This window comes from Halomonas sp. BDJS001 (assembly GCF_026104355.1).
Taxonomy (GTDB): domain Bacteria; phylum Pseudomonadota; class Gammaproteobacteria; order Pseudomonadales; family Halomonadaceae; genus Vreelandella.
Window position 1 is genome coordinate 3,389,865 of sequence record NZ_CP110535.1, and the last position, 25,080, is coordinate 3,414,944.

General features: G+C 54.3%; 23 protein-coding genes and 1 pseudogene. 10 read left to right on the forward strand and 14 right to left on the reverse strand.

The genetic code is table 11. The annotated features are described in order from the left end of the window. Window positions 1–71: 71 nt before the first annotated feature. From nadE to OM794_RS15785, 3 genes are all read right to left on the reverse strand, one after another. Window positions 72–737 carry an ammonia-dependent NAD(+) synthetase gene (nadE, locus tag OM794_RS15775; protein ID WP_413229640.1) on the reverse strand — a complete coding sequence of 222 codons (666 nt, stop codon included), beginning with the start codon at window positions 735–737 and terminating at the stop codon, window positions 72–74. A gap of 199 nt (window positions 738–936) precedes the next feature. Continuing rightward, on the reverse strand, window positions 937–1,452 hold the full coding sequence (locus tag OM794_RS15780) for a CinA family protein (RefSeq protein WP_226247422.1): 516 nt from the start codon (window positions 1,450–1,452) through the stop codon (window positions 937–939). Between the two features lie 192 nt (window positions 1,453–1,644). Beyond that, complete coding sequence (locus tag OM794_RS15785; protein ID WP_226247423.1) at window positions 1,645–3,297, reverse strand: DASS family sodium-coupled anion symporter; 1,653 nt, start codon at window positions 3,295–3,297, stop codon at window positions 1,645–1,647. Window positions 3,298–3,566: 269 nt separating this feature from the next. Between OM794_RS15785 and OM794_RS15790 the strand changes: the two genes are divergently transcribed. The 3 genes and pseudogenes from OM794_RS15790 (at window position 3,567) to sstT (ending at window position 6,135) form a co-directional block, all read left to right on the forward strand. Then, window positions 3,567–4,196: a CDP-alcohol phosphatidyltransferase family protein gene (locus OM794_RS15790; RefSeq protein ID WP_265153905.1), complete on the forward strand. Its 630-nt coding sequence runs from the start codon at window positions 3,567–3,569 to the stop codon at window positions 4,194–4,196. Between the two features lie 139 nt (window positions 4,197–4,335). Beyond that, window positions 4,336–4,656, forward strand: coding sequence for a hypothetical protein (locus OM794_RS15795; RefSeq protein WP_226247427.1), 321 nt, complete (start codon window positions 4,336–4,338; stop codon window positions 4,654–4,656). Between the two features lie 255 nt (window positions 4,657–4,911). Further along, window positions 4,912–6,135 (forward strand): annotated as a pseudogene (sstT, locus tag OM794_RS15800) (serine/threonine transporter SstT). A 70-nt stretch (window positions 6,136–6,205) separates the two neighbouring features. Here sstT and OM794_RS15805 read toward each other — a convergent pair. Then, the gene (locus tag OM794_RS15805) at window positions 6,206–7,510 is read right to left on the reverse strand and encodes an MFS transporter (RefSeq protein WP_226247429.1); all 1,305 of its coding nucleotides are present in this window, start codon (window positions 7,508–7,510) and stop codon (window positions 6,206–6,208) included. A 129-nt stretch (window positions 7,511–7,639) separates the two neighbouring features. Between OM794_RS15805 and OM794_RS15810 the strand changes: the two genes are divergently transcribed. The 6 genes from OM794_RS15810 to OM794_RS15835 all read left to right on the forward strand — a co-directional run bounded on the left by OM794_RS15810 (window position 7,640) and on the right by OM794_RS15835 (window position 12,297). After that, on the forward strand, window positions 7,640–8,170 hold the full coding sequence (locus OM794_RS15810; RefSeq protein WP_226247430.1) for a helix-turn-helix domain-containing protein: 531 nt from the start codon (window positions 7,640–7,642) through the stop codon (window positions 8,168–8,170). Further along, complete coding sequence (locus OM794_RS15815; protein ID WP_226247432.1) at window positions 8,167–8,907, forward strand: AzlC family ABC transporter permease; 741 nt, start codon at window positions 8,167–8,169, stop codon at window positions 8,905–8,907. The genes OM794_RS15810 and OM794_RS15815 overlap by 4 nt, the downstream gene beginning before the upstream one ends. Further along, the gene (locus OM794_RS15820; protein ID WP_226247434.1) at window positions 8,904–9,239 is read left to right on the forward strand and encodes an AzlD domain-containing protein; all 336 of its coding nucleotides are present in this window, start codon (window positions 8,904–8,906) and stop codon (window positions 9,237–9,239) included. Before OM794_RS15815 ends, OM794_RS15820 begins: the two co-directional genes overlap by 4 nt. A 108-nt stretch (window positions 9,240–9,347) precedes the next feature. Further along, window positions 9,348–10,265, forward strand: a complete 918-nt coding sequence (locus tag OM794_RS15825) for an ABC transporter substrate-binding protein (protein WP_413229641.1) — start codon at window positions 9,348–9,350, stop codon at window positions 10,263–10,265. Then, the gene (locus OM794_RS15830; protein WP_226247437.1) at window positions 10,259–11,263 is read left to right on the forward strand and encodes a FecCD family ABC transporter permease; all 1,005 of its coding nucleotides are present in this window, start codon (window positions 10,259–10,261) and stop codon (window positions 11,261–11,263) included. Before OM794_RS15825 ends, OM794_RS15830 begins: the two co-directional genes overlap by 7 nt. Then, entirely contained in the window at window positions 11,260–12,297 is a 1,038-nt protein-coding gene (locus OM794_RS15835) for a FecCD family ABC transporter permease (protein ID WP_226247439.1), read from the forward strand. The genes OM794_RS15830 and OM794_RS15835 overlap by 4 nt, the downstream gene beginning before the upstream one ends. 68 nt (window positions 12,298–12,365) lie before the next feature. Here the strand turns inward: OM794_RS15835 and OM794_RS15840 are convergent, their stop codons facing one another. Further along, window positions 12,366–14,507 carry a TonB-dependent receptor gene (locus tag OM794_RS15840; RefSeq protein WP_226247441.1) on the reverse strand — a complete coding sequence of 714 codons (2,142 nt, stop codon included), beginning with the start codon at window positions 14,505–14,507 and terminating at the stop codon, window positions 12,366–12,368. Between the two features lie 282 nt (window positions 14,508–14,789). Between OM794_RS15840 and OM794_RS15845 the strand changes: the two genes are divergently transcribed. Beyond that, on the forward strand, window positions 14,790–15,623 hold the full coding sequence (locus OM794_RS15845) for an ABC transporter ATP-binding protein (RefSeq protein ID WP_226247443.1): 834 nt from the start codon (window positions 14,790–14,792) through the stop codon (window positions 15,621–15,623). A gap of 170 nt (window positions 15,624–15,793) precedes the next feature. Here the strand turns inward: OM794_RS15845 and OM794_RS15850 are convergent, their stop codons facing one another. The 9 genes from OM794_RS15850 to OM794_RS15885 all read right to left on the reverse strand — a co-directional run bounded on the left by OM794_RS15850 (window position 15,794) and on the right by OM794_RS15885 (window position 25,033). Then, a complete protein-coding gene (locus OM794_RS15850) occupies window positions 15,794–16,054 on the reverse strand; it encodes an EexN family lipoprotein (RefSeq protein WP_226247445.1) in 261 nt (86 codons plus the stop codon). A 211-nt stretch (window positions 16,055–16,265) separates the two neighbouring features. Beyond that, entirely contained in the window at window positions 16,266–17,609 is a 1,344-nt protein-coding gene (locus OM794_RS15855; protein ID WP_226247447.1) for a serine hydrolase domain-containing protein, read from the reverse strand. Window positions 17,610–17,777: 168 nt separating this feature from the next. Continuing rightward, complete coding sequence (locus tag OM794_RS15860; protein ID WP_319001057.1) at window positions 17,778–19,778, reverse strand: TonB-dependent siderophore receptor; 2,001 nt, start codon at window positions 19,776–19,778, stop codon at window positions 17,778–17,780. A 179-nt stretch (window positions 19,779–19,957) separates the two neighbouring features. Then, a complete protein-coding gene (locus OM794_RS23405) occupies window positions 19,958–20,392 on the reverse strand; it encodes a GNAT family N-acetyltransferase (RefSeq protein WP_226247450.1) in 435 nt (144 codons plus the stop codon). A 46-nt stretch (window positions 20,393–20,438) separates the two neighbouring features. Continuing rightward, on the reverse strand, window positions 20,439–21,065 hold the full coding sequence (locus tag OM794_RS15865; protein ID WP_226247452.1) for a class I SAM-dependent methyltransferase: 627 nt from the start codon (window positions 21,063–21,065) through the stop codon (window positions 20,439–20,441). Between the two features lie 260 nt (window positions 21,066–21,325). Further along, complete coding sequence (locus OM794_RS15870; protein ID WP_226247454.1) at window positions 21,326–22,552, reverse strand: metal-dependent hydrolase family protein; 1,227 nt, start codon at window positions 22,550–22,552, stop codon at window positions 21,326–21,328. Between the two features lie 36 nt (window positions 22,553–22,588). After that, entirely contained in the window at window positions 22,589–23,896 is a 1,308-nt protein-coding gene (locus tag OM794_RS15875; RefSeq protein ID WP_226247455.1) for a TRAP transporter large permease, read from the reverse strand. A gap of 10 nt (window positions 23,897–23,906) precedes the next feature. Continuing rightward, the gene (locus tag OM794_RS15880) at window positions 23,907–24,407 is read right to left on the reverse strand and encodes a TRAP transporter small permease subunit (RefSeq protein WP_226247457.1); all 501 of its coding nucleotides are present in this window, start codon (window positions 24,405–24,407) and stop codon (window positions 23,907–23,909) included. Continuing rightward, window positions 24,404–25,033 carry a TetR/AcrR family transcriptional regulator gene (locus tag OM794_RS15885; RefSeq protein WP_226247459.1) on the reverse strand — a complete coding sequence of 210 codons (630 nt, stop codon included), beginning with the start codon at window positions 25,031–25,033 and terminating at the stop codon, window positions 24,404–24,406. The genes OM794_RS15880 and OM794_RS15885 overlap by 4 nt, the downstream gene beginning before the upstream one ends. Window positions 25,034–25,080: the final 47 nt, after the last annotated feature.

Here is a 25,080-nt window from a genome sequence, read left to right on the forward strand (position 1 = left end):
ATAGTGTAGCGGCATCATAACAACCTAATAGGGCTGCGTTTAGCGCTTGCGTGAGCTTGTATCAAATGGTGCTACGGCGTTTTGGGTAGCTGGCGTTTATGTTCGGTGCGTTGATAGGTGCGGGTAATGGTTGTGTAAGCCTGCTCGCTCACCTCCTGGCCGCTAAGAAACGCGTCGATTTCAGCGTAGGTGACCCCCATTGCCTCTTCATCAGCCAATTGAGGTTTCAGTGATTCCAAATCCGCAGTGGGCAGTTTCTCGACCAGGGAGGCGGGCGCACCCAAGGCGGCGCCAATCTCTCTTACCTGCGCTTTGGTAAGACCGGTCAGTGGCGCCAAGTCGCATGCACCGTCACCATATTTGGTGAAAAAACCCATCAACGCTTCCGCCGCTTGATCAGTCCCCACCACTAAACCTGACTTAGCCCCCGCGACGGCATATTGGGCAACCATGCGCTGTCGCGCCTTGATATTGCCCAATACAAAGTCCCTCTGAGCAGCATCTTTAAACTCCAGCCCCCCTTCTTCCAGAGAAGTTAGCATAGCGTCGCTAGCAGGCTTTACGTTTACTGCTAACACTTCATCGGGGCCGATAAAGGTGAGTGCCTGTTGAGCGTCCTCTTCATCTTTCTGGTTTCCGTAAGGCAAGCGCATCGCGTAGAAACAGGCGTCAAACCCTTTATCGCGGGCTTTTTCGACGGCTAACTGGGCTAACCGCCCCGCAACAGTTGAGTCCACGCCACCACTGATTACCCAGTACCAGCCCGTGCTGGCCTGTCTCTAGCATTTGGCTGCAAAGAAACTCGACCCGAGTATTGATTTCATCACGCGGCGCAATAGATGCCTTCACCTGTAACGCTGACTGAATAAGCTGTTGCTGATCTGCTTGTTGAGTCATTGCTCGTTCTGCCTCCATGCAATTAATAGAGAACCGTTGTTACGACTCATCCACGCGCGGCGCGTTACCTGCCAGCACCTCACCATGCTGCTGCGGAACCATTTCCAGAGCGTAGTGGGCGGCAGCGAGACGAACCTGATTCCGGTCACCTGAGAAACGCCGCGTTTCGGTGGTTAGGAATATCTGTTGGTTATGCCGAAAGGCCCAGGCAAAGCATACCGTACCGACGGGTATTCCATCGTGAGGCTCAGGCCCCGCAATCCCCGTATTGGCCAGCGCTACATTGGCGTCATTATTATTTAATGCGCCCAATGCCATTTCACGCACGGTTGCTTCACTGGTTAACCCGTGGTTATCGATGGTTTTAAAACTGACGGCCAAGTAGCGGTTTTTGGCCTTGGGTGAGTAAACCGCTAATCCACAGTCTATCGATTGCCCGCTGCCCGGCACTCTGGCGAGTTCGGAAACAATTAACCCCGCAGTACAAGACTCCGCTGTGGCCATTTTAAGTTCATGCTTTTGTAAATACTCGCTAACTTTTTCAAGCAGTTCCATTGCTCATCTCCTTATCACGCCATGAACCCCAACGTTCTTTTTGGCGCCATTTAGGCACTATAGTTAAGAGCTTTGATTTGTCTAACCTCTGCGGTGAATCTTAATATTGTTTATGCTCATAGCGCGTCTTACCAGTTGCTAATAAAAAGCCCCGCTCAATATGGCGGGGCGACTAATCACTCAACAGCGTTTCTAACGTCGGAAAGCGTCAGGGTAATTGGTGAGATCAACCCCCCACATAATCGGCAGAAGGAAATACACCGCTGCCACAATCAGCAACATGGCGATGATGTTGATCCAGAAGCCGGTACGCACCATCTCGATGATTTTTAGCTTGCCAGTGGCAAAGATAATGGCGTTGGGCGGGGTGCCCACCGGCAGCATAAAGGCGCAGTTGGCGGCCATGGCCGCGGGCACCATCAGCACGAAGGGGTGGATATCCAGCGCCAGCGCCAACGACGCCAGCACCGGCAGAATCATGGTGGCCGTAGCGGTATTTGAAGTGATTTCGGTTAAGAACAGCACCATGCCGGTCGCCAGCAGAATCACCAGCAGGAAGTTGACGCCCTCCAGCACGCTCATCTGCCCGCCGATCCACTCCGCCAGGCCGGACGAACCGAAGCCTGCAGCAATCGCCAACCCTCCTCCGAATAGCAGCAGAATGCCCCAGGGGACGTCTTTTGCCACGTCCCAACCCAGCAGGCAGCCGCCTTTGTTTTTCGAGGGGATCAGAAACAGCAGGAGCGCGGCGACAATCGCGATCATGGTGTCATTGATACCGGGGATATTGATGATCTGACCTTGCCACAAAAACGAACGGGTGATCCACATAAAGGCCGCAAACAGGAAAACCGCCAGCACCGCTTTCTCTTCGAAGCTGGTGTTACCCAGCGCCGCTTTTTCCTTGTTAATCAGCTCTCGGCCACCCGGCAGGTGACTAAACTCGATGCGGAAAAATACCCGCGTCAGTAGCAGCCAAGTGCTAAACAGCAGCACCACTACCACAGGGAAAGCAAACATCAGCCAGCCGGCAAAGGAGATCTCAATGCCAAACAGCTCATTGACAATCGCGGCCAGGATGATATTGGGCGGAGTACCAATGAGCGTGCCCAATCCACCAATGGTACCGCCGTAGCCGATACCAAAAATGAGTGTTTTGCTGAATTTATCGATTTCAGCGCTGTGGTCGCCGTCACTCTTAGCCAGCTCTTGGCTCACCTGATACACGATAGCGGTACCGATGGGGAGCATCATCATCACCGAGGCGGTGTTGGAGACCCACATCGACAAAAAGCCAGTCGCGGCCATAAAACCAAACACGATGCTATTAATACTGGTGCCCAGCACGGCAATAATCGACAGCGCGATACGCTTGTGTAAATCCCACTTTTCCATCGCCAGGGCGATCATAAAGCCACCCAGGAAAAGGAAAATAATCGGATTGCCGTAAGCAGCAGTCACCGTATTACCATCCAGCGCACCGGTAATCGGTAAAAGCACAATGGGCAACAACGAGGTGGCGGGAATAGGAATGGCTTCAGTGATCCACCATACCGCCACCCACAGAGTGGTAGCGAGCACCATGCGCCCTTCAAAGCTTAAGTCCTCAGGGTGAAAGAACATCACCACAAAAGCGAACAACAGCGGGCCAAGCAGCAGGCCAACCTTCTGCGGCGTAGTGTAGGCAGGCGGCTTGGGTTGATGGGAAGGATCGCGGCGCTTGGCATTGGAAGCCGCGGCGTTGGCGGCCCCACCCGTTGGCAGCGCGCACATCAATAGGTTTTTGGCTTGGTAGTGGGAGTGCCATAGCTGATCCCATACCGTCATCAGGGCAGTTTTATGCATACTATTTGCGCCACTTACGGTCAGAGTGAAAAGAATAAGAGCCAACATCCAGGTAAATAATCCACCCGATGGGCAACGCGGAACCTCTTTTGGCGCCCTTTATTAACTGCAATAGGCAATTAGTCCAGTGCTTTACCTGTGATTACAACCAAAGTCTAACAACTTTAGTTTAGCTATGCGTAAATGCGAACAGTGGCATAAACGTATGAACCGGGTAAGTTAAAGGTACTATATAACGTCAATTTTTCCCCTACCTTGAGGAGAACCGCGTGCTTGATCGTTGGACAATGCCGCTAACACATGGCCCTCTGCAACGAATCGCGCAGCCGTTGCATCAAAAAGGCATCTCTCCCGATCAGGTGACGCTGGGCACATTTTTGATGGGCATGACGGCCTTACCGCTTTTGGCCTATGAGCAGTATGGGCTAGCCCTGCTGGTCATTTTGCTCAACCGGCTCGGTGATGGCATTGATGGCGCATTGGCGCGGTTAAGTAATAACACCAGCGATGCCGGTGGCTTTCTTGATATAGGCCTCGATTTTGTCTTCTACGCCGCAGTGGTACTGGGTTTTGCGCTGGCTAACCCCAGCCAGAACGCGCTCGTCGCTGCGTTGCTGTTATTTGCCTTTATCGGTACAGGCACCTCCTTTCTTGCCTTTGCAATTGCCGCCAAACAGCAGGCCATAGAGCGCCCTCACTTTCCCAACAAAGCGTTCTACTATTTAGAGGGATTAACCGAAGGCACTGAAACCGTGCTGGCGCTGGTGATTTTCTGTTTATTCCCTGACCATTTTCCAACACTGGCAACACTATTTGCGATTGCTTGTCTGGTGACGGTGGTGACACGGCTATGGGGGGGTTACTGGACACTGCGCAGGCATATTGCTGAAAGAGAGTAGTTTACAGCCCCCTTCTTCGCATTTGCTTCTCACTCACGGCTATATTAAGCTCAGTTTCGTACAACACGCGTACAACTCAAATTCAGGCAGTTACCGTAAGCTAACCGCCGCCATATTAGCAATCACACGGAGCCGTGATATGCATAACGAAACATCAAACGACCTTTCTCAGGCAGGTCTTCACATCGCCATTCAAGACCTCAAGGATGAACTCTTCGACACCCCCGAGTGTGACTTTGCCATTGCCCAACTGCTTACCCGTTGGGGACAAACAGAAGAAGCAGCGCAGCTACTTGATGAGATGCTGATGAAGTGGGGCACTTCCCCCGAGGTGCTTGATTTAAATCAACGCGGTTATGCGGAAATGAATGCCAGCAGTCTACTGCTGGCGGGTAATGATGAAATCATCAAAAAGCCCTCCAAAACCGCTCCAGCGAACCTAGAGGTCGTAGCGGCCTAGCTAGCAAATCAGCACAGCTAGCTTGTCAGTGAAGAAAACATAATCGATCAGCCCCTGCCCGGTTAAGCGAGCAGGGGCTTTTTTTATTATATCAATCGGAGTGTTATCGCTGATCTTTAACACTCGTCATCTCCTCGGCGAAGTGAACATCGGCGTAACGTCGGCAGCCAGCAACTGATAGAATACTGCCCCTTTCAGGCGCGTTAGCGGCAAACCCAATAACGCCACACACCTTTACCACCTGAGAGTTGCGCAATGATCGCCACCGCCCGCACCGTTTTCCGGCCACTTATACGGCTGGGCCTTATCCCGCAGATTTTAATTGGTATCATTGCCGGGGTAGCACTCGCCCTGTTTGCACCAAACATTGCAAGCGACGTGGCCCTGCTTGGCCAGCTCTTTATCGCCGCTTTGCAGGCGGTGGCGCCCATTTTGGTGTTTGTGCTGGTAGCCGCGGCAATCTCTGCCCATCAGAAAGGCCAGCCGACCCACATTCGCCCCGTGCTGGTACTGTATGTAGTGGGCACATTGACCGCTGCGTTAATTGCAGTGGCAGCCAGCTTTCTATTTCCCACCGAGCTTTCATTGAATACAGGTCAGGTTGACGGCAACCCACCCGGGGATATTTTTAGCGTTCTGCGCGACCTGCTGTTGAACGCGGTGGCCAACCCGGTTAGCGCGCTGATGGAGGCGAACTTTATCGCTATTCTGGCCTGGGCCATCGGCCTGGGCTTGGCACTGCGTCAAGCCAGCGATACTACCCGCCAAGCGCTGAGTGATTTATCCACAGCGGTCACCCGTATCGTCACGCTGGTGATTCGTTAGGCACCGCTGGGTATCTTTGGCTTGGTAGCTGGCACGCTGGCGGAATCCGGCGTTGCGTCGTTGCTTAACTACGCCCAGCTGCTGGGTGTGATTGTGGGCTGCATGCTGTTTGTCGCGCTGGTTAGCAACCCTCTGCTGGTCTACCTAACCACTCGACAAAATCCTTACCCGCTGGTGTTTACCTGTCTGCGGGGGAGCGCGATTACCGCTTTTTTCACCCGCAGCTCGGCAGCGAATATCCCGGTCAACCTGGAGCTGTGCCGCCGCCTAAAGCTCGACCCGGACACCTACTCCATATCCATTCCACTGGGTGCGACGATCAATATGTGCGGCGCGGCCATTACGATTACGGTGATCACCTTGGCGACTACGCACACCCTGGGTATTAGCGTTGACTTCCCCACAGCGCTGCTGCTGTGTGTGGTGTCAGCGCTGGCAGCCTGCGGCGTTTCCGGCGTGGCGGGCGGTTCACTGATGTTGATCCCCATGGCTGCCAGTCTGTTCGGAATCTCTACAGAAGTGGCCATGCAGGCAGTAGCGATTGGTTTTGTGATCAGCGTGGTGCAGGACTCCACCGAAACCGCGCTCAACTCCTCCACCGATGTTCTGTTCACCGCCGCCGCCTGCCAGTCGCAAGAGGCGAAACGCCCTTAACCATTCGCCCAGGGGAGTGGCTGCTTATCACAACCACTCCCCGCGTACTTTTCTCCACTACGCCTCCGCATTAACCGGTGGATGTTTTGACCAGCCTCGCCAAACGCTCCCGTTCATCCTCTTCATAAAAACTCGGGTCATCAAATAGGTCGCGCTGGGTATCATCAAAGATCATTTCCAACACTTCTGCACTACTTTGCACCATCGGCTCAAAGTGCGCTGTATGCGTGACCACTGCCCTGACGCGGCGGCGGCGATACAGCGCATAGATACCCAGCAAGGTGAACACACAGGCAATATAGAGCGGCAGGCCATGACTGCCCACTACGTTCATCAGTGACCCCGCCGCTATCGGCGCCACGGCACAGCCCGCGCCGTGCATTACCAGCATATCCGCCGAACCGGAGACAATTTCATCCGTGTGAAGCTGGTCGATCAACTGCGCTACCGCCAGCGGATAGAGCGAAAACGCCAAACCGCCCCAAATAAAATAGAGCCCCAGCAACACCTCGTGGCTGGGCGCAAAGGGCATGGCCGCTGCGATCAAGGCCGCGAGCAGCACCACCCAGATCATGACCATAGGGCGGTCGTGTTTATCAGAGAAGCGCCCGATGGGAATCTGTAGCAGCGCCCCACCAATAATCGCCACGCTCATTACCAAGCCAACACCGCCAATATCAAACCCCAACTGAGTCGCGTATATCGGTGTCATCGACCAAAAGGCGCCCATGGCAAGCCCCGATAACGCGGCGGAAGCCACTGCCAATGGCGCAAAGCCTAACAGCGCACGCAGGCTACTTTTGGGCCGCTCAGGTATTTTGGGCTGCACGCGACGGGTCATGGTGATGGGCAGCAGCGCCCAACTGATCAAGATAGCGATCACCACAAAGAGCAAAAACCCTTCCGGTGAAGAGAGGCGCAGCAACTGCTGGGCCAGTGCCAATGCGCCCAGGTTAACCACCATGTATACCGCAAAAATACGCCCCCGCTCATGGCTGGCGGCTTGGCTATTCAGCCAGCTCTCAATCACGGTCACCAAGGTGATAAACGAAAGCCCATAGATCACCCGCAACGGTAGCCATACCCAGGGGTTAATAAACACCAGATGCAACAGCGCCACCGATGCACAAATAGAGGCACAGAAGCCAAAGGTGCGGATATGCCCTATGCGCCGTATTAAGCGCCCGCTCACCCAGGTACCGCAGATAAAGCCGACAAAGTAGCCGGACATAATCATCCCCAGCACCGCGCTGGAGAAGCCCTCCCCCGTACCCCGCAGCGTCAGCAGCGTATTCAGTAAGCCGTTGCCCAGCAGCAGTAACGCCACGCTATATAGGATCGATTTAACCGGTTTGAGCATTGCCAATGAACGCATTGCGCTTCCTCGCAGCAGCCAACCTAAAGGTCATGCATAAAGAGTGCCACTGAAAGCGGTTGTCACAATCATTGACAGGCTAATGTTCTTTATATAGAACGTTCTATAAAAGGAACGCGAGATGACAAGATGGATAAACCCTCACTCAACACCCTAGGCCAACACCTTCAAGCCCTTCGCCTTGAGCGGGGCTGGTCGCTGTCGCAGTTGGCCAATGAGGCGGGGATTGCCAAATCCAACCTGTGTCGCCTTGAACAGGGCAACGGCAACCCGACCCTGGATACCATTTGGCGGCTGGCGGTGCAGCTCAATGTGCCTTTCGGCACGCTGGTAGCGCCAATCAACGTGCCGCTGGGTGAAGATGGTGTACAGGTGCGCTTAATCGATCAAGGCAAAGATACTCCCCAGGTAGACGCCTACTGGATGCGCTGCGCACCGCATACATTGCGCCACGCTGAAGCCCACACCCCCGGCACCCGTGAATCACTCACGCTGATTAGCGGCTGGTTGGAAGCGGGGCCAGAGGGCGCCACCGCGGTGCTAACACCGGGAGAAGCCATCACCTTCGCCGCCGACCAACCGCACCTTTACCGTACCCACGAAGCGGAGGCCACGTTGATAATGACCATCACCTATGGTGTGGAAGGCCAAACACCATGAGCCAAGCTGCCAGCCACTCTCCCGTTCGTAGCGCGCTGCAGGGCGTGCGTGAGGCCATCCCACTACTGGGCGGCTATATTCCAGTGGCGTTGTCATTTGGCTTAGTCGCCACCCAGGCAGGCTTCAGCACGCTAGAGGCCACGGCTATTTCAGCGCTGATTTACGCCGGGGCCTCACAATTTCTATTTGTCGGGATGATCGCCACCGGCGCCCCGCTGTGGCTGGTGGTGGCGATGACGCTGCTGATTAACGTGCGCCATGTGGTGTACGGCCCTAACCTGGCGGGACTACTGCCGCGCAGCCGCCACTGGCCCTGGTTGATGCACGGCCTCACCGACCAGGTGTTTGCACTGGCCCTAACCCGACTGCCCCAACTGCCTGAGGTAAAGCGTTTTAGCTGGTTTTTGGGCGCATCACTGCTGGCCTGGGGCGCCTGGATAATTGGCACCGCGGTGGGGGCTACCGCCGGTGAGGCCTTTACCGCCCGCTGGCCGCTGCTGGGTGAGATTATGCCCTTCGCGCTGCCCGCGCTGTTTTTGACCATGGTGGCGCCGCGCTTTACCGACAAGCGTTGGGCAGTCGCCATGGGCTGCACCATTTTAGCGGCGCTGTGTATGACCCTGGTCGGCTGGGGCAACGTGGCGATTCCCTTAGCCGCCGCCTGCGGCGCGCTGTGCTTCTACTCCATGCAGTTCTATACGGTGAAATTCACCACCAGCAGGAGGCGTGAATCATGAGCACTGCACTTTGGCTAGCGGTCGCGGTTTCCGCCATTGGCACGTTGTTGATGCGGGTAGTGCCGTTTTTATGGATGCAGCGCCGTCTCAACAGCGAAAGCGGCCTTAATAACATGCCCCAGTGGCTGGGTATTCTCGGCCCGCTGATGATTGCCGCCGTGCTGGGGGTGTCCATTGTACCGGTTAACCCAAGCGCTGTTTCCTGGGCCGCCACCGCCATCGGGCTTTCTGTCACGCTGCTGGTGTGGTCGCGGGTACGCTCACTTGGCTGGCCTGTCGCGGCTGGTGTCGCAGTATTTGGGATGGTGGAGGTCGCGGCCTTCATTTGGTAATGCTTTGCATTAGCTTTTACGTCATGCCATTATCCCGGCTCTTAACTCCGAGCCAATCGTAAAGTGACATTAATGTTAAAAGCACACACCCATCGCAAGCAGGTTTTTATGAGTGTGTTGCTGTTAACGCTGACGGCGCTACTGCCCTTAATGGCAGCCGCTAACACGCCGAGCAGCCCCCCGGAATCGCCACGCATTGTGACGCTTTACCAGGGGGCTACCGACAGCGCCGTCGCCCTTGGACTGACGCCTATTGGCGTAGTCGATTCCTGGCTGGAAAAACCCATGTACCGCTATCTGCGCGATGCGCTTGAGAGCGTTGAGCATGTGGGGCTGGAGACCCAACCCAATCTGGAAAAGATTGCCTGGCTAGACCCAGACTTGGTGATTGCCAGCAACTTTCGCCACGGGCGTATAGCGCCGCTATTGAATGCGATTGCCCCCACAGTTTCAGCGCCGACAGTGTTTAACTTCAAGACCACCCTCACGATGGTGGCTGATGCCACCGACCGTGAAGCTTATGCCAGCCAGCTACTGCAAGACTGGGAGGCACGAATAGCCGACTTTCGTCAGCAGATTGCCACCAAACTGGGCAGTGAGTGGCCCCAAAAGGTCGCTGTGGTGCGTTTTAAAAGCGACCATGTGCGTATCTATACCAGCGGCTTTGCAGGCTCGATTCTGAACGAGCTGGGCTTTGCGCAACCGGATACCCTGCAAAGCCAGAGCTGGGGAATGAAGCTTTCCAGTACGGAAAACATTCCCGTGCTGGATGCCGATGCCCTGTTTATTCTGCTGGAACCGGATGACCCCGCCATTGCAGATAATTACCGGCACTGGGCCTCCCACCCTCTCTGGCAACAGCTGTCAGCCGTTCAAAGTGGACGCGTTTTTGAAGTCGATCCGGTCAGTTGGATGATGGGCGGCGGTATATTAGCGGCCAACGCCATGCTGGATGATCTATATAGCCACTATGGATTAACTTGCCACGCCAACTTGCCTAACCACGGCGAGGATCCCTCATGCTAAACAGCGCTGCCGCAAAAAGTATTGGCCTGCTGTTGGGGGGGCTGATGGCACTGGGCGCCTTTTTTGCCAGCGTAATGCTAGGCACAACGGAGATCGCCCTATCGTCTCTGTTCGGCTCGCTCGCCCATTACGACCCGACCAATATCGCCCACATCATTCTTTTAACTGAACGCCTGCCCCGCGCGGTGATCGCCGCTCTGGTAGGCGCCAGCCTGGCGATTGCCGGGGCACTCATGCAGACCATGACGCGCAACCCGCTGGCATCGCCGGGCATTCTCGGCATTAACGCTGGCGCGATGTTCTTTGTGGTGGTCGCGGTTGCGCTATTGCCGCTGCACACGCCCGCCCACTACGTTTGGGCCGCACTGCTGGGCGCACTGGTGGCGGCCGTACTGGTAGTAGTGTTAAGCCGTGGCCGCCACGGAGAGCTCTCCCCTCTGCGGGTTGTGCTGGCAGGTGTGGCGGTAACGGCGATGTTTGTATCGTTCAGCCAGGGGCTGCTGGTGATTGATCAGCAAAGTTTTGAAAGCGTGCTTTACTGGCTGGCGGGTTCGGTGTCGGGGCGCGATCTTTCATTGATAGCGCCCTTACTGCCACTTTTCGGCGCAGCGCTGCTGCTCAGTGCACTGCTAACCCGCCACGCCAACGCGCTGCTGCTGGGCGATGATATGGTCACCGGGCTGGGCATGCAGGCCACCACCATCAAGCTGCTGCTCGGGCTTATTGTGATTGTGCTGGCAGGTAGCTCCGTGGCGCTGGCGGGCATGATCGGTTTTGTCGGCCTGATTGTGCCCCATATGGCGCGGGGGTTATTTGGTATCGACCACCGCTGGCTGCTACCTGCCTGCGCCCTACTGGGGGCTTGTTTGCTACTGCTGGCCGATCTTGCCTCGCGTTTTTTAATGCCGCCCCAGGAGATCCCGGTCGGTGTGATGACTGCGCTGATCGGCACGCCCTTCTTTATCTACCTGGCACGACGCAAAATGGCTGGCCAATGAGAGCAAATGCAACGTTACCGCTCAACAGTCAAGCAAAGAGCGAAAGTAATCGCTTACTGCGCAGCCTGCTGACGTTAAGCCTGTTACTGATCGCAAGCGCTGGGCTGTCACTCTGTTTAGGCAGTTTCCCCACACCGCCTCTGCAGGTGCTTCACGCGCTGACAGCCCCACAGAATAGCGATATCACTTTTATCGTTTGGGAGTTAAGGCTGCCACGTATTGCCCTAGCGATACTGGTCGGCGTCGCCCTGGCGATAGCGGGGGCGATTCTGCAGAGCATTGTGCGCAACCCACTGGCGTCACCGGATGTGATCGGCATTACCAGCGGTGCGGCGCTCGCGGCGGTGCTGTTTTTAGCGCTATTGAGCACAACCTTGAGCATTCACTGGCTGCCCGTGGCGGCCATGCTGGGGGCGCTGCTATCCGCCCTGTTGGTGGTTAGCTTGGCTTGGAAAAACGGCATCAGCCCATCGCGCATGGTACTGGTCGGTATTGGCTTGGCGGCGGCCATGGGCGCTGGCACCACCCTGTTAATCGTCATCAGCGATGACTCGGCTGCCATGACCGCCTATGTCTGGCTCACCGGCAGCCTGTATGCAGCGCAATGGGACGATGTACGGGGTCTATTACCGTGGTTATTAGTCGCTGTACCTATCAGCCTAGCCTTCGCCCGCCATGCAGACGCCATGGCACTGGGCGACACCGTTGCCGAAGGGCTCGGGGTGGCGATTCTACGCAGTCGATTGGTATTGCTGGCCTGCAGCGTGGTGCTGGCAGGTGCCGCTGTGGCGTTTGCCGGTGGTTTGAGCTTTGTGGGACTAATTGCGCCCCACCTGGCCGCTAGGCTGGTGGGGCGAAACATGGCACGCCTGGTGCCAGCATCAGCGCTGGTTGGCGCCTTGATTGTGCTTTACGCCGACCTGCTGGGCCGGGTAGCGTTTTTGCCCAAAGATTTACCTGCGGGCATCTTTGTTGCCGGGATAGGCGCGCCCTTCTTCGTTTATTTACTGCATAGATCGCGAGCTCGCTTTTAGAGCGAATTGACAAAAAAGCGGCGCCCCAAAGGCGCCGCCAAACAGTAACGAGCATAGAAAGCGGCTGATTAGAAATCCAAACGATAACCCAGCGTTAAGGTGCGGCCTCGCCCGGCAAAGTAGCGCTCATCATTCACTAGAGCGCTTTGCGAGTAATACGTGACGTACTGCTCATCAAGCAGGTTGGATACCCCTACATTGACCTGACCAACGGGTAGTTGGTAACCCACGGCAGCATCCATCAACAGGTAGCCATCAAACTCACGATTGGCTTCATCGAAGGTTTCATCGAAGGCGTAGTTGGCCTGAACAAAGGTAGAGAGCTCATCTGACCAATTAGCTGACCAAGTGGCCGTCAGGCGATCCGGAGAGACATCCAACCCCGATAGTTTGGCATCTAAGTTACCGTCATCGTTGCTATCGTAGCGCCCTTCCATACGTGAATAAGCCAAGCGACCAGAGTGTTGATCATTAAACTGATAATCGACCGCGGCCTCAAAACCTTTAATCTCTGTTTCTTGACGCTGCATATAAAAGACATCATCTACCTCTGTGAGACGGCTACCGAAGTCAGAAGAGGATTCGTAATAGCTAAGTTCGGCGGCTAAGCGCCCATTCTCAAAACGCACCCCAGTCTCGATGTTGTCAGTAACAATGGGGCTCAGATTCTCAATGTTGTTGACTGATTGATTCGGCGTACTGATCCCCCTCAATGCACGCCCCACATCCGGAATAGAGAATCCTTCTGAGTAGTTGGCAAACAGGCTCCAGTGGTCGACCGGCTTCCACACGGCACCAAGGTTATAAAGCGTTTCATTGAAACTGGGGTCGCCCCCCTCGACAGCAACGCCATTATTGGCCGCTACCGTCTGGTAACTGTTGATATCGAGCTTGGCATACTCATAGCGCGCGCCAGCGGAAAGCAGTAGCGAGTCTACCGGGCGCAGATCAACCTGTAGGAAGGGCGACAGGTCGGTATATTCGGTGGGCGGCACGTAAGTGCGGTCACTTTGGTAAAGGTACTGCTCGGTTTCATCAAACAGGGTATCAAAACCAACGGTCATCTTCAGGCGCTCATTCCAAAGATCATCTTTGGTCAGCGAGACTTTGGTACCGAATTTGCTGGTGGCCGCCATGGTTTGGTCATAAAACGTACCCACGGGGGCAATCGCAGGATCTTGGAACGTCGCTGAATTCGTGGCTCCAAACAACGCCTCATAATCTTGATAAAACGCCTGCGCGCTCAGGTGCATACCGGCTAAGTCGTAGTGATCGTAACTTAGCCCAGTCGTCCACACTCGATTGTAGGGCGCATCACCTTCTGGTGTACCACGCTCTGATGTCGTTACCACGCCATTCGCACGATCCCCCGTCACGCTGACGTAGTTGTTATGCCCCTCAATATTGTAATGGTTCAAGGTAAACTGCAGCCGCTGATTTTCATCGAACCAATAAGCGAGCTTGCCCAAAATATCGAATGAGCGGGCATCCATCAGGTCACCCTGGGTGTTGTCCACACCGACGGGGTCGCCATTGCCATCCAGGAACAGGCCTTGATCCTCATAACTTGCCGAGAACAGGTAATCCACATCGCCGCTATTGCCACTGATGCCGTAGGTGGATTTATAACTGATCGTGTCGCTGTCCAGCTCACTGGTGGGCGTTGTTACCTGAGCTTCAATATACTGATTAAAAGACCCTGGCTCAGGGCGTTTAGTGATCAAGTTAATCACACCACCCGCCGCACCTACCCCATTGGTAGCATTGGCACCTTGAATCACTTCGATCTGCTCCACCATGGAGAAATCGATGACATGAGCTTCACGACCAGTGGGACGCAATGGATTAGATTGTGGAATGCCGTCAATCAGGATCAACGGCGTACGCCCACGCAACGTCTCACCGCTGCCGCTCATTTTCTGGCGGCTAGGTGAGTAGGAAGGCAACAGGTTGCTCAGAATTTGTGAAGAGTCGCTGGTAATTTGTCGCTGCTGATTAACCTCCTGCTCGTTGATGATGCGCACCGTTTGAGGCGAATCTTCTTTTGTTGCATTAGTCCGCGAGGCGGTCACCACGACTGTCTGATTTGAGTCACCTCGTCCACTCTGTGCATCGTTGGTTGCCGTTTCCTGAGCGTGTCCCTGTGTGGCTGCTATTAATCCCGCAAGCGTCACCGTAGGCCAAAATACCTGGCGTTTCTTAATGTACATCGAGTGTTCATCCCCCCTGCTTTTTAGTGAGTTCACCCCTGAAAACGTAATCTACATCTAAATAATAATGATTATTTTATGCATATTGTTCACAAAGGTCTACTTAGCGGTACGAACCGTTCAGGATAACGGCACTATTTCTCCCCTCCCTTACCCCCTATTTCCTCTACAGCCGACGCTTAAAGCAGTGAGCAATTGTTTGCTGAGCAACGGCAAGTATTGAAAATGAGAATATTTTGGCTTACGGTTCTGCCTGCTTAAACAACCCCAATGAGCACATTCATGACACACCCTTCTCATCAACCACCTCGCTTGACGGGCGAAGCCCTACACGCGGGCTATGACACTCGACGTGTGCTGGATGGTGTCGACATCGCGATTGAGGAAGGCAAGCTCACGGTGCTGTTAGGGCCGAACGGCAGTGGCAAGTCGACACTGCTGAAAACCCTTGCCCGCACGCTCACACCGAGTGACGGGCATGTGTATTTGGACGGCAAGGATATTCATCGCAGCAAGACGCGGGAGGTCGCCAAGCGCCTGGGGATTCTGCCCCAAGGCCCGGTGGCGCCCGAGGGGCTGAGCGTAAAGCAGTTAGTGGGCATGGGCCGCTTTCCGCACCAGGGGTTATGGCAGAAAAATGCTCAGCAGGATGCCGAGGCCATTCGTGAAGCCATGGCTTATACCCACGTGACGGAGTTTGCCGAGCGCAACGTTGATGCGCTTTCCGGCGGCCAGCGCCAGCGCTGCTGGATTGCCATGGTGCTGGCTCAGCAAACCGACCTGATCCTGCTTGACGAGCCCACAACATTTCTGGATCTGAAGGTACAGGTGGATTTGCTGGAGCTGCTTTCGCGCCTGGCCCATGAGAAAGGCCGCACCCTGCTGCTGGTGCTCCACGACCTGAACCTGGCCGCTGCCTACGCTGATCATTTAGTGATGATGTGCGATGGCCGTATTGTCACCAGCGGCGCGCCAAGCGAAGTCTTTACCGCCACCAATCTCAAGCGCGTGTTCGACCTGGATGCCCATGTCATCCAAGACCCCGAAAGCGGCAGCCCGATTTGTGTGCCGCGTAAACGGTATCAGACCGCCACTGCATCGGAGGTGTTTTTTTAGAAATGCTGTGCAATGTAAGGCATATAACTGTTTCATCAGCGTCGTATAAAGTGGATATGCTAACCTAAATATTGAGAAGTTTTTTATTAAACACCTCACATACTAGTAGCAATATTATCTCTTAAGTGGTGTCCGACTTTATTGAACCACTACAGACATAAGCGATACGATTACCAATCGACGTTACGCAATGAACCTGAAGAAAGCTGCTGCTCAGCTTCAAGTGCATTAGAGCAATTCGGCGTGTCTTTTAACTCGCCAGGATTATTTGAGCACTCCGTTAGTGTTGTCTTGCGCTCATCATCGTGAGATTTGAACCACTCTACATCATGAGTGGGAAGGGTTGTCTCGGCAGCGTCATCAAAACACCCTGTAAGTGTAAGGTCGGCTAGAGCAATGATTGCTAAATTTCGTGGGTGCAAGAATATCATAGTGCACTCCACTTAAATTTTAACGTCATACACATAAGATTTCCTTTCTAAAAATTTTAAATTAAAAAACCTAATTAAGATTACCAAGATAAGCTATATCAGTCAAAGAAGAATTTAACGCATCTTTTAGCATTCTTTAAGTACTCTACTCGACCTAGAACTACAATATTTGGTAGAGCCAATTGATGCATCAGACCTCGTATGTTCTGGGCTAAGGGGCTTTCTCCAACAAATACTCAGCTACCGCTTGATAGGCTGGGAGTGAGGTGGGGTCGTTGGCGGCATTGCCTGCCACCGGGTGTGATGCAAAGCGCACTATTACCATCTCGGCAGTGGGGTCGATGTATATCGTTTGCCCATGCACGCCGCGAGCCGCGAATGCGCCATGGTCGTTATGCAGCGACCACCACATGCCACGGTAACTGCCGCCAGGTAAATAGCGGTAACCTGCAGCGGCAAACGCTTGCCTGTCACCTCCTTGACGAATACGTTCTATCGCCGCAGCAGGAAACAGCCGTTCTCCGTCAATAACACCTTCACTCAGCACCAACTGCCCCACTCTGGCCATATCCCGCAGGCCTGCACTTAAACCACCACCAGCAAACGGTGTACCGATGGAGTCAACGGTAAAGTAGCCATCCTGCTCAGCGCCTATGCGTTGCCAAATTCGCGACGACAGTAACGACGTCACCGACTCGCCCGTGGTGCGCGCAATTACCCAACCGAGCGCATCGGTATTGATTGTTTTGTAGCCAAACACCTGACCATGCTCACCTTCCGGCTGCACGGTGGCTAAATACTCATAGTACGTGCGTGGCCCAGAGTAGCCTTCTGGCTTAGGAAGTGGGCTTGCCGCTGCGTTGTACGCCCATATTTCCGCACTGGGGTCGCTGTAATCTTCGCTATAGGCAAGGCCTGTAGTCATTTCTAACAGCTGCTGCACGGTGGCATTGCCAAAAGCGCTATTGGCCAGCTCTGGCAATATATCGCCGACGAGCGCCTCTTCATCCAACGCTCCTTCCGCTACCAGTATTTCCCCCAACAGGCCGGTCATCGACTTAGTCACCGACATTGCCCCATGCTGGCCCGCCTCATCTAAACAGCCTGCATAGTACTCATACACCACTTGCCCCTGATGCAGAATCAGCAAGCCATCGGTGTAATTCTCGTTCAAGGATGCCTGCCATGACATGGGTTCACTGCCGTCAAGCGGGGTAAACATCACATCATTGATAGCGTCATCCAGCGCGTAGGTAAGCGGCGAAGGTGATCCCAACCCACGGCTTACCTGTTTAGTGGGCAGCAATTCGCGGAAGTGGCACACCGTCCAGCGCATTTTAGGAAAGCTAAAGTAATTGGAGTCAGGTTGGCCAATTACCCGTTCAGAAACAGGCGGAAATCCCTGCATCCAACCCAAACGGTTGGGGTCTGACTCCTCGGCGCTTAACATGCCACTGTCATGTGTATGCGCGACGGCGGAGGAAGCCCAACCAACTAGTATCGCGTGCAGCGCAAGCGGAAAAACACTGTTAAATCGACGGATTAAACGTGGCATAACTGACTCCTGAGTTAGCTGTTCTGCATAGAAGAAGAGCAGTCAGCGTCCTCAGTATAGCTAGAAACACACGATACCGTACCTAGATATACCTCAAGCCCCTAAGACATAACCCAGATGCGCAAACGCCCGACCTATATGACCGGGCGTTGTGGTTTGCACTGGGCCTTACCAACTATATTTCACGCTGCCAATCACACTGCGGGATTCACCGTAGTAGCACCAGTATTCACAGCTGGCCACGTACTCTTTATCGGTGAGGTTGTTGACGTTGACCTGGGCCTGCCAGCCGTCAGCAAACTCATAGCCCACCATGGCATCAACCAGAGTGTAGCTATCCACGGCTGTGTTGTCGGCGACGCTGGTATCAACGGTGCTGCCCACATAACGCACCCCGCCACCTAGCGTCACGCCATTTAACGCGCCGCCGGTGAAGGCGTAATCCAACCAAGTTGAGGCCTGGTGGCGCGGGATTAACGGCGCACGCTCATCGTCTTCCAGGCGAGCATCGGTGTAGGTGTAGGCCGCGGTGACTTTTAACGCATCGGTAATATAACCAACACCTTCCAGCTCAAAGCCTTGAGAGGTACGCTTACCCTCTTGTACCTGGAAGCCTGCTGGAGAGGTCACTAGAGTATTGGTCTCTTCCAGATCAAAAACTGCCGCCGTTACATAGCCATCCCAGTCGAACGGCGCCAACTTAGCGCCTATTTCCCACTGACGACCTTCGCGGGGGTCATACAGGTCGCCCGCATCATCAACTCGACCCACTGGGTCAAATGACTCAGTGTAGCTAACGTAAGGATTAACGCCGTTTTCACCCAGGTACATCGCGCCACCTGACCAAGACACTTGGTCATCATCTGAGCGCTGAGTGGTTCCTGCGGTTTGATTACGGTTATCCGTTTCCGCCTGGTCGTAGCGTACGCCGCCCAGCAGTACCCAACGGTCATCGATACGCAGCTGGTTTTGAGCATACAGGCCGGTCTGCTCTTTATCGATTTCCCGAGTTAGCAGATCTTCTTCCGCAATCGGCGTGAAGTTACCGTAGGTTGGGTTAAAAATATCAATCGGCTCGCCGAACGCATAGTTATCCCCTTCCTGGCCGCGCAAGCTCAAGTTTTGGTAATCAACACCCAGCAGCAGCGTATTCTCAGTGCGATCACCGTACCAAGTACCCACCATGCGGTTATCAACCGTCCAGCTATCAATGGAACCATCGCGATAAACCAGTCCACGGGATGCGCGTCGATCATCTACCATGGAGAGTGCGTAGGTGCTGCGCAGCTCTAAGTCCAGTTCGCTATAGCGCAGATCTTGTTCAAACGACCAGGTATCGTTAATAGCGTGGCGAAGCTCATAACCAAGTCCCCACTGAGTGCGTTTATCCTGGTCGTATCCAGGTTCGCTCAAGTTGGTCTGTGGGTCGATGCGGCCAAAGGGGGTGTTTTCCACAGTGCCATAGGGCAGCTTAAAGCCATTAACGGGAACGCCATCATCTTTTTGCACGCTGGCTAAAAAGGTAACGGTAGTATCTTCACTAAGATCAACCGCCAGGCTCGGAGCAAAATAGTAGCGCTCGTTATCCGTGGCGTTTAAATCGCCGTCGCGCTCTTTGTATAATCCCACCAAGCGATAGCGCACATCGTCTGACTCTCCCAGCGGCCCGCTGGTGTCGATGCCGACTTGGCGGTGGTTGCGGTTGCCAAGCTGTAAATTAACCTCCCCTTGAGGCGTCTCAGTCGGACGCTTACTGACTGCATTGATCAAGCCCCCAGGAGGTGCCTCACCGTATAGAATCGATGAAGGCCCTTTAAATACCTCGATACGCTCTAAACCATAAGGCTCGGGTAGCCACTGATAAAACCCTTCGCGGTAGATTCGCAGACCATCTTGGTAAGTCGATTGATCAAAACCGCGCACCTTGAGCCAATCAGTATTGTTATCGCTACCGTAATGGCCCGACAACACGCCCGCACGATAGCGGAACGTTTCATCTAGCTGTTGGACGTTACGGGCTTCCAGTTCTTCACGGTCAACGCTTGAGACCGGACGTGGCGTCTCTACTAGCGGGGTATCGACTTTTAGCGCCGTGGCTGTGACCACAACAGTATCATTGGAAGTGGACTCTTCCTGAGCTAGTGCCGCCAAGGGAGCAACGCTAAGCATTCCACCAAGCGATATCGCCAATGAGCGACGAACCGCCGCGGTCAGCGGCGCGAAAGAAAACGACATGGACGTAGGAAGCATGGGAAAGTCTCAGCAAGTATGAGGAGGAATATATTATTATAAAACGAATGATACCGATTTATATTCACACTCACAATCACTCACTAGACGGCAACGCTTCATAGCAGCTGAAGCGTACTACTCGAGTGTTCAGCAAGGTCAAACTGCATAGCAACGCGATGACGTAGCCCTAGACGGTACTCATTTTGAAGTTGGCTAAGTAGCTCACAGCTGAGCTCCTGCTCGGTAAGCTTGCGAAACCCAAGTCTCAAATAGAATGGCGCATTCCATGGTATGTGTTCAAACGTCGTAAGCGTGACGCAAGAGTACTCGTGTTTTTCAGCCCAACTGATGGCACGGAGGACTAATTGTCGCCCTAGTCCTTTTTGTTGATGAACAGGATGCACACTGACCTCTTGCAGAAACGCAGAGCCTGACTTGCGTAGCGCAATCGCAAAGCCGACGGGGCTCCCTGCTTTTGTTAACACTGTCCATAGCCGCTTCTCTACATAAGCAGCCTCCAACTGCTCAAGGGGAACGGTGCCGGTGCGCATCTCAGGCGGGAGTACATCACTGGGAAATATCTTAGCCGCTGATCTCTCAATGTCGGAAGGCGATAACCGACCCTGGAGCCAAACCAGCCACCCAAGCCAACACACTGCGCACCTGCTCCGGCGTAAGGTAAGGACTAACGCCCATCCAACTAATGGCAACAGGCTGAGCACTGTCAAAACCCGACCTAGCTAGCATCTCAAGCCAACACTGCCGCGCCAGGTCAGCGACGACAAAGCGCATTCTGGCGGGTATCTTCAGTCCGGCCTGAACCGCCCGAGCCTGCTTGAGCTCCAGCATTGCTGGCTGATCCACCTCGTACAGACTAACTTGGGGTATGCTTGCACCATGGCGCAGAGCGTAGGTATCCAAGCCGGCGCCGAGGCTCACTACCTGAGACACTCCCCTGGCGACAGCGGCATTCAGTACATTTTCTGCCAGCAGGCTGCGGGCAACGATCCCTGCACGCATAGAGCGAGCACTAGGGTCGTTATAAGCAAAGGGGTCATCGCTTACTGCTTTACCAAGCTCTGGCCCAAGCAGAGGTAAGCTCAAAGCGTCATCCACCACTTTCGGCTCGTCCAATAGCTGGTGTACCGCCCGGGCAATCGCCACACGATGGGCAGAGCCGTTTGGATTGGCGCTTAAATTCTGAGTCATCACTGAGTCTGGCATTGTTAGCTCCATCATTTTTAACAAGGCCCGACTCTAGAGCCTCACGTAACGTGAGGGTCAACACTCTAGGCTGATCAATTCAGGGCGATTAGAGACCCAAGCCCTAAGCCAGAAATTGGCATCACAGGTAATAGTGCTTTTAAAGAACCGAAATCACTTTATATGGCATCTGTACCAGCGGATACCGGACGCTTCTTGCCTCGATCACTTAAGAGACACGATCATGTTCGGCTTGAGATATTCGATTGACACTTAGATGACTAAAGCAGGTTTTTGTAAGCCACTCCCCCCTTCATAATCACCATGAGCTGCTCATCAGGCTGAGTAAGCACATTGATGTCATCCAACGGATTATCTTTAAGCACGATTACGTCTCCCCTTGCGCCTGGGATAATCTCGCCAAAATCACCAGTGTGGCCATAGGCGTCGGCGGCGTGACTGGTGGCTGCACGAATTAACTCGTCAGTGGGCACCACATCTTTGCGTAAATTAAACTCATTAAGCTGGTGGCGCTGCATCCGGCCCAGCAAATCGGAACCGTATAACATCTTAACGCCGAAACGTTGGGCCATTTCTAATGCCTTACCGCCAGCATCCAGCACATCATAAACCTTGCGCTGTAGGTGCTCGGCCATGCCCGCTTCGACGCCCTCCTTCGCCAAGGCATCGTAAGTGCAGAGAGTCGGCGTAAGATAAGCATCGTACTCAAGGAATAGCCGACAGCTCTCCTCATCCATGAGGTTGCCATGCTCAATGGTCTTGACGCCTCTGGGGATAAGCCGGTTGATAGCGCGCGCCGTATAAGCATGGGCCATGGTATGAATATTGGCGGCGGTGGCCTCTTCCACAATGGCATCAATTTCCTCAAGCGAAAACTGAGTGCTGTCTATACGGTCGGTAGGTGAAGAGACGCCGCCAGACGCCATAATCTTAATCTGGGTGGCCCCCTTTCTGATCTCATCCCGGGCGGCCCGGCGTACTTCACTAACACCGTCACAAACACGACCTAGACCCGCGCAGCAGAAGCAGCCTTCAAAGGTTTGCTGCCCAGGGCCACGCATGTCGGCATGACCGCCTGTCTGGGAAAGAGCATTCCCTGCGTACATGATGCGCGGGCCGATCAAAGCGCCTTCGTCTACCGCTTTGGCAAGTCCATAATCTGCTCCACCGGCATCGCGCACGGTAGTGAATCCGCGCATCAACATGGCTTCCAGCAGCTCGCTTGATTTGGCACCGACATAGAAAGGCGAAAGCGTCTCAAGCAGAGCAAAATTGGGTGTAATTGCCGTGACATGTACATGCGAATCAACCAAACCGGGCATCAGGAAGTGGCCTTGAATATCGATGACTTGATCATCACTGCCCTCTAGCGGCGAATCGCTAACATCGACGATACGGCCGTCCTGAATGCGCACCTGCTGGTTGGCGAGTACCTTTCCGTTGCGCGTGTCGATAACGTTGGCATTAATAAAGCGTGTCGTTGTCATGAGTGTTCCTTGTGGGTATTCCATGTGAGAGTGGCGTTAAAACATTTTTTGAGGGAGATAGAGAGAAAGCGCTGGAATCAGCACGATCAGCAACAGGGCAACAATATCCATGACGATGAACCAGGTGACGCCCTTGAACACTTCAGACAGGGTGACGCTATTGCCCAAGGCACCTTTGATGACATACACATTGAGCCCGATAGGCGGAGTGACCAGCCCCACTTCAAGCAGCTTGACGACGATGATCCCGAACCAGATCAAGTTAAGGTCTGCGCCTTCTACTAAGGGGAGGATTAACGGCAGAGTGAGCAGCAGCAGGCCAATGGAGTCGATAAACATACCCAGCACCAGATAAATCAGTGCCACCGCGAGAATGATCCACCAGGTCTCAGTACTAACGCCAAGAATCAACTCGGAAAACGCCGCGGGTACGCCACTCATGGCTAGAAAACGGGTGAAAAACAGCGACCCGATGAGAATAATGAAGATGCTTGCCGTGCTTACCGCCGTGCGAATCAGCGCTTCCCGAATGGCTGAAAAGGTTAGCGTGCGCCGTGCCAAGGCGATCAGAGCTGCAATGGAAGTACCCACTGCCCCCGCTTCGGTAGGTGAGAAAATACCCAGAAAAATCCCACCAAGAACTGAGCCGATCAGCAGCGGCAACGGCCAAATATGCTTAAAGGCATCCCACTTCTCGTCCCAGCTAGAGCGTACATCGGTGTTGCCCGCCAGGTTGGGATTAAGCTTGGTGCGCACCATAATCATAGCGATGTAGAGCAGCGCTGAAAGCACACCGGGAATGAATCCCGCCATAAACAGCTGCCCCACCGACACCTGGGCATAAACGCCATAGAGCACCAGCAGCACGCTTGGGGGAATCAGCGAGCCGAGTGTTCCTGATGCGGCAACGGTACCTGTGGCCAGCCCCTTATCGTAGTTATGCTTGAGCATTTCAGGCACGGCAATACGCGACATGGCCGCCGATGTTGCTACGCTAGAGCCCGAAGCTGCGGCAAAGAAGGCAGAAGCCATGACACTGGAAACAGCCAAACCGCCAGGCAGGCGCGCCAGATAAAGGCGCATGGCATGAAACAGGCCTTGGGTCATATTGGTGCTGGTACACAAATAGCCCATAAACAGGAACATAGGTGCAGCGGTCAGTTCCCAGGTACCTGCAAAGTCAAACGGAGTGGCCGAAATCATCCCCCAGGCCACGCGCATGCTGGTCATTTCACCAATGCCGATGATCGACACCAAACCCAGTGCAACGCCGATTGGCACGCGCAAGGCGATCAGGGCCAAGGCAATGGCAATGCCTGCCACGCCTATCTCTATATTACTCATTAGGAAACTCCTACAGGGCTCGGCGTTGTTGCAGCGCCTTAATCATGTTGGCGAGGATGGCCAGGCACATAGCTGCAAAGCCAACCGGTAACGCCCAACGACTGGGCCATAGATAGAAGGTGAAATTGGCCATGGCAGTTTCCATTCGAACCGTAGCGCGAACGGCATCTAGATAGCTCTGATAGCAGAGCATGCCGAAATAGAGGAGCCCAAGGATGCTGGCGAACAGGTAAAGCGTTAGTTGGGCAATAGGCGGAAGCCTTCCCACCAGCACATCCACGCTGATGTGTTCCCGCTGAAGCTCCACATAGGCAAGCGGTAGAAAGACGACGGCGACCATGTAGTAAAAAGAGACAAACTCCAGGGTGCCGGTAAATGACTTTCCGAATAAGTAGCGAAGCCCTACATCGAGTGACACATGCAGCGCCATCAGCACCAGAAACAGTGCCGCCAGCACCATGGCACTTTTGGCGACCCACTGGCTCAGTGATTCGACGTGTTTGGCCATCATGCGGGCTCACTCCTCTTCGCATCTGAGGCAGAAAAACCCAGCTCCAGAAGCGTCTCTTTCCAGAACAGCAGCATATCGCGGTAGAGTTCAGGGTCATCACGCCAAATGCTTTGCGCTCCCATACCCCGCATCATGCACAAAGTGGCGTTTAGGGCGACGCGATTCTGATGTGAGGTGTGCTTGGAACTGGCGACCAACTGTTCCCAAATCTGCTCCAAAGAGTCATTGAACTTTGCGGCCAGCGGTACCAGCACTTTCATGATATCGGGGTCGGTTCGCGCATTCGTGAGGTATTCGAGAGTCACCATGTATAGGTCACCTTTGAAATGCTCATGTAGCGCTTTAAGCAGGCTGTCAAAGTTAAGCTCCCCTGCTTTAACCTTTACGGCCATCTCCCTTACGCTTTCCACTTCGCGGCTCAGCAAGTCCTCAAGCGCCGCCTGCATCAACAATGTCTTAGAGGGGTAATGGTGAACTAAAGCGCCACGGGAAACGCCCGCCAGACGTGCGACATCCACGGTTGAAGTGGCACGAATGCCCTTCTCGAGAATGCACTCGATAGTCGCTTGCGTCACCCGAGCCTGGGTTTGGCGTGAGCGTTCTTCTTGATTCTGTCGCTTCGTCATAGCGAACCCTTATTTGGCCTAGGCCGCCTCAATGCGACGGCCTAAGT

What these genes read in the sequence shown, in the direction of transcription:
- OM794_RS15865 (WP_226247452.1), bottom strand. Translation starts at nt 21,065, where the DNA reads ATGCCAGACTCAGTGATGACTCAGAATTTAAGCGCCAATCCAAACGGC.
- OM794_RS15840 (WP_226247441.1), bottom strand. Translation starts at nt 14,507, where the DNA reads ATGTACATTAAGAAACGCCAGGTATTTTGGCCTACGGTGACGCTTGCG.
- OM794_RS15835 (WP_226247439.1), top strand. Translation starts at nt 11,260, where the DNA reads ATGAGAGCAAATGCAACGTTACCGCTCAACAGTCAAGCAAAGAGCGAA.
- OM794_RS15830 (WP_226247437.1), top strand. Translation starts at nt 10,259, where the DNA reads ATGCTAAACAGCGCTGCCGCAAAAAGTATTGGCCTGCTGTTGGGGGGG.
- OM794_RS15780 (WP_226247422.1), bottom strand. Translation starts at nt 1,452, where the DNA reads ATGGAACTGCTTGAAAAAGTTAGCGAGTATTTACAAAAGCATGAACTT.
- OM794_RS15845 (WP_226247443.1), top strand. Translation starts at nt 14,790, where the DNA reads ATGACACACCCTTCTCATCAACCACCTCGCTTGACGGGCGAAGCCCTA.
- OM794_RS15810 (WP_226247430.1), top strand. Translation starts at nt 7,640, where the DNA reads ATGGATAAACCCTCACTCAACACCCTAGGCCAACACCTTCAAGCCCTT.
- OM794_RS15805 (WP_226247429.1), bottom strand. Translation starts at nt 7,510, where the DNA reads ATGCGTTCATTGGCAATGCTCAAACCGGTTAAATCGATCCTATATAGC.
- OM794_RS15850 (WP_226247445.1), bottom strand. Translation starts at nt 16,054, where the DNA reads ATGATATTCTTGCACCCACGAAATTTAGCAATCATTGCTCTAGCCGAC.
- OM794_RS15815 (WP_226247432.1), top strand. Translation starts at nt 8,167, where the DNA reads ATGAGCCAAGCTGCCAGCCACTCTCCCGTTCGTAGCGCGCTGCAGGGC.
- OM794_RS15880 (WP_226247457.1), bottom strand. Translation starts at nt 24,407, where the DNA reads ATGATGGCCAAACACGTCGAATCACTGAGCCAGTGGGTCGCCAAAAGT.
- OM794_RS15795 (WP_226247427.1), top strand. Translation starts at nt 4,336, where the DNA reads ATGCATAACGAAACATCAAACGACCTTTCTCAGGCAGGTCTTCACATC.
- OM794_RS15885 (WP_226247459.1), bottom strand. Translation starts at nt 25,033, where the DNA reads ATGACGAAGCGACAGAATCAAGAAGAACGCTCACGCCAAACCCAGGCT.
- OM794_RS15875 (WP_226247455.1), bottom strand. Translation starts at nt 23,896, where the DNA reads ATGAGTAATATAGAGATAGGCGTGGCAGGCATTGCCATTGCCTTGGCC.
- OM794_RS15825 (WP_413229641.1), top strand. Translation starts at nt 9,348, where the DNA reads ATGAGTGTGTTGCTGTTAACGCTGACGGCGCTACTGCCCTTAATGGCA.
- OM794_RS15855 (WP_226247447.1), bottom strand. Translation starts at nt 17,609, where the DNA reads ATGCCACGTTTAATCCGTCGATTTAACAGTGTTTTTCCGCTTGCGCTG.
- OM794_RS15870 (WP_226247454.1), bottom strand. Translation starts at nt 22,552, where the DNA reads ATGACAACGACACGCTTTATTAATGCCAACGTTATCGACACGCGCAAC.
- OM794_RS15860 (WP_319001057.1), bottom strand. Translation starts at nt 19,778, where the DNA reads ATGCTTAGCGTTGCTCCCTTGGCGGCACTAGCTCAGGAAGAGTCCACT.
- OM794_RS15785 (WP_226247423.1), bottom strand. Translation starts at nt 3,297, where the DNA reads ATGCATAAAACTGCCCTGATGACGGTATGGGATCAGCTATGGCACTCC.
- OM794_RS23405 (WP_226247450.1), bottom strand. Translation starts at nt 20,392, where the DNA reads ATGCGCACCGGCACCGTTCCCCTTGAGCAGTTGGAGGCTGCTTATGTA.
- OM794_RS15820 (WP_226247434.1), top strand. Translation starts at nt 8,904, where the DNA reads ATGAGCACTGCACTTTGGCTAGCGGTCGCGGTTTCCGCCATTGGCACG.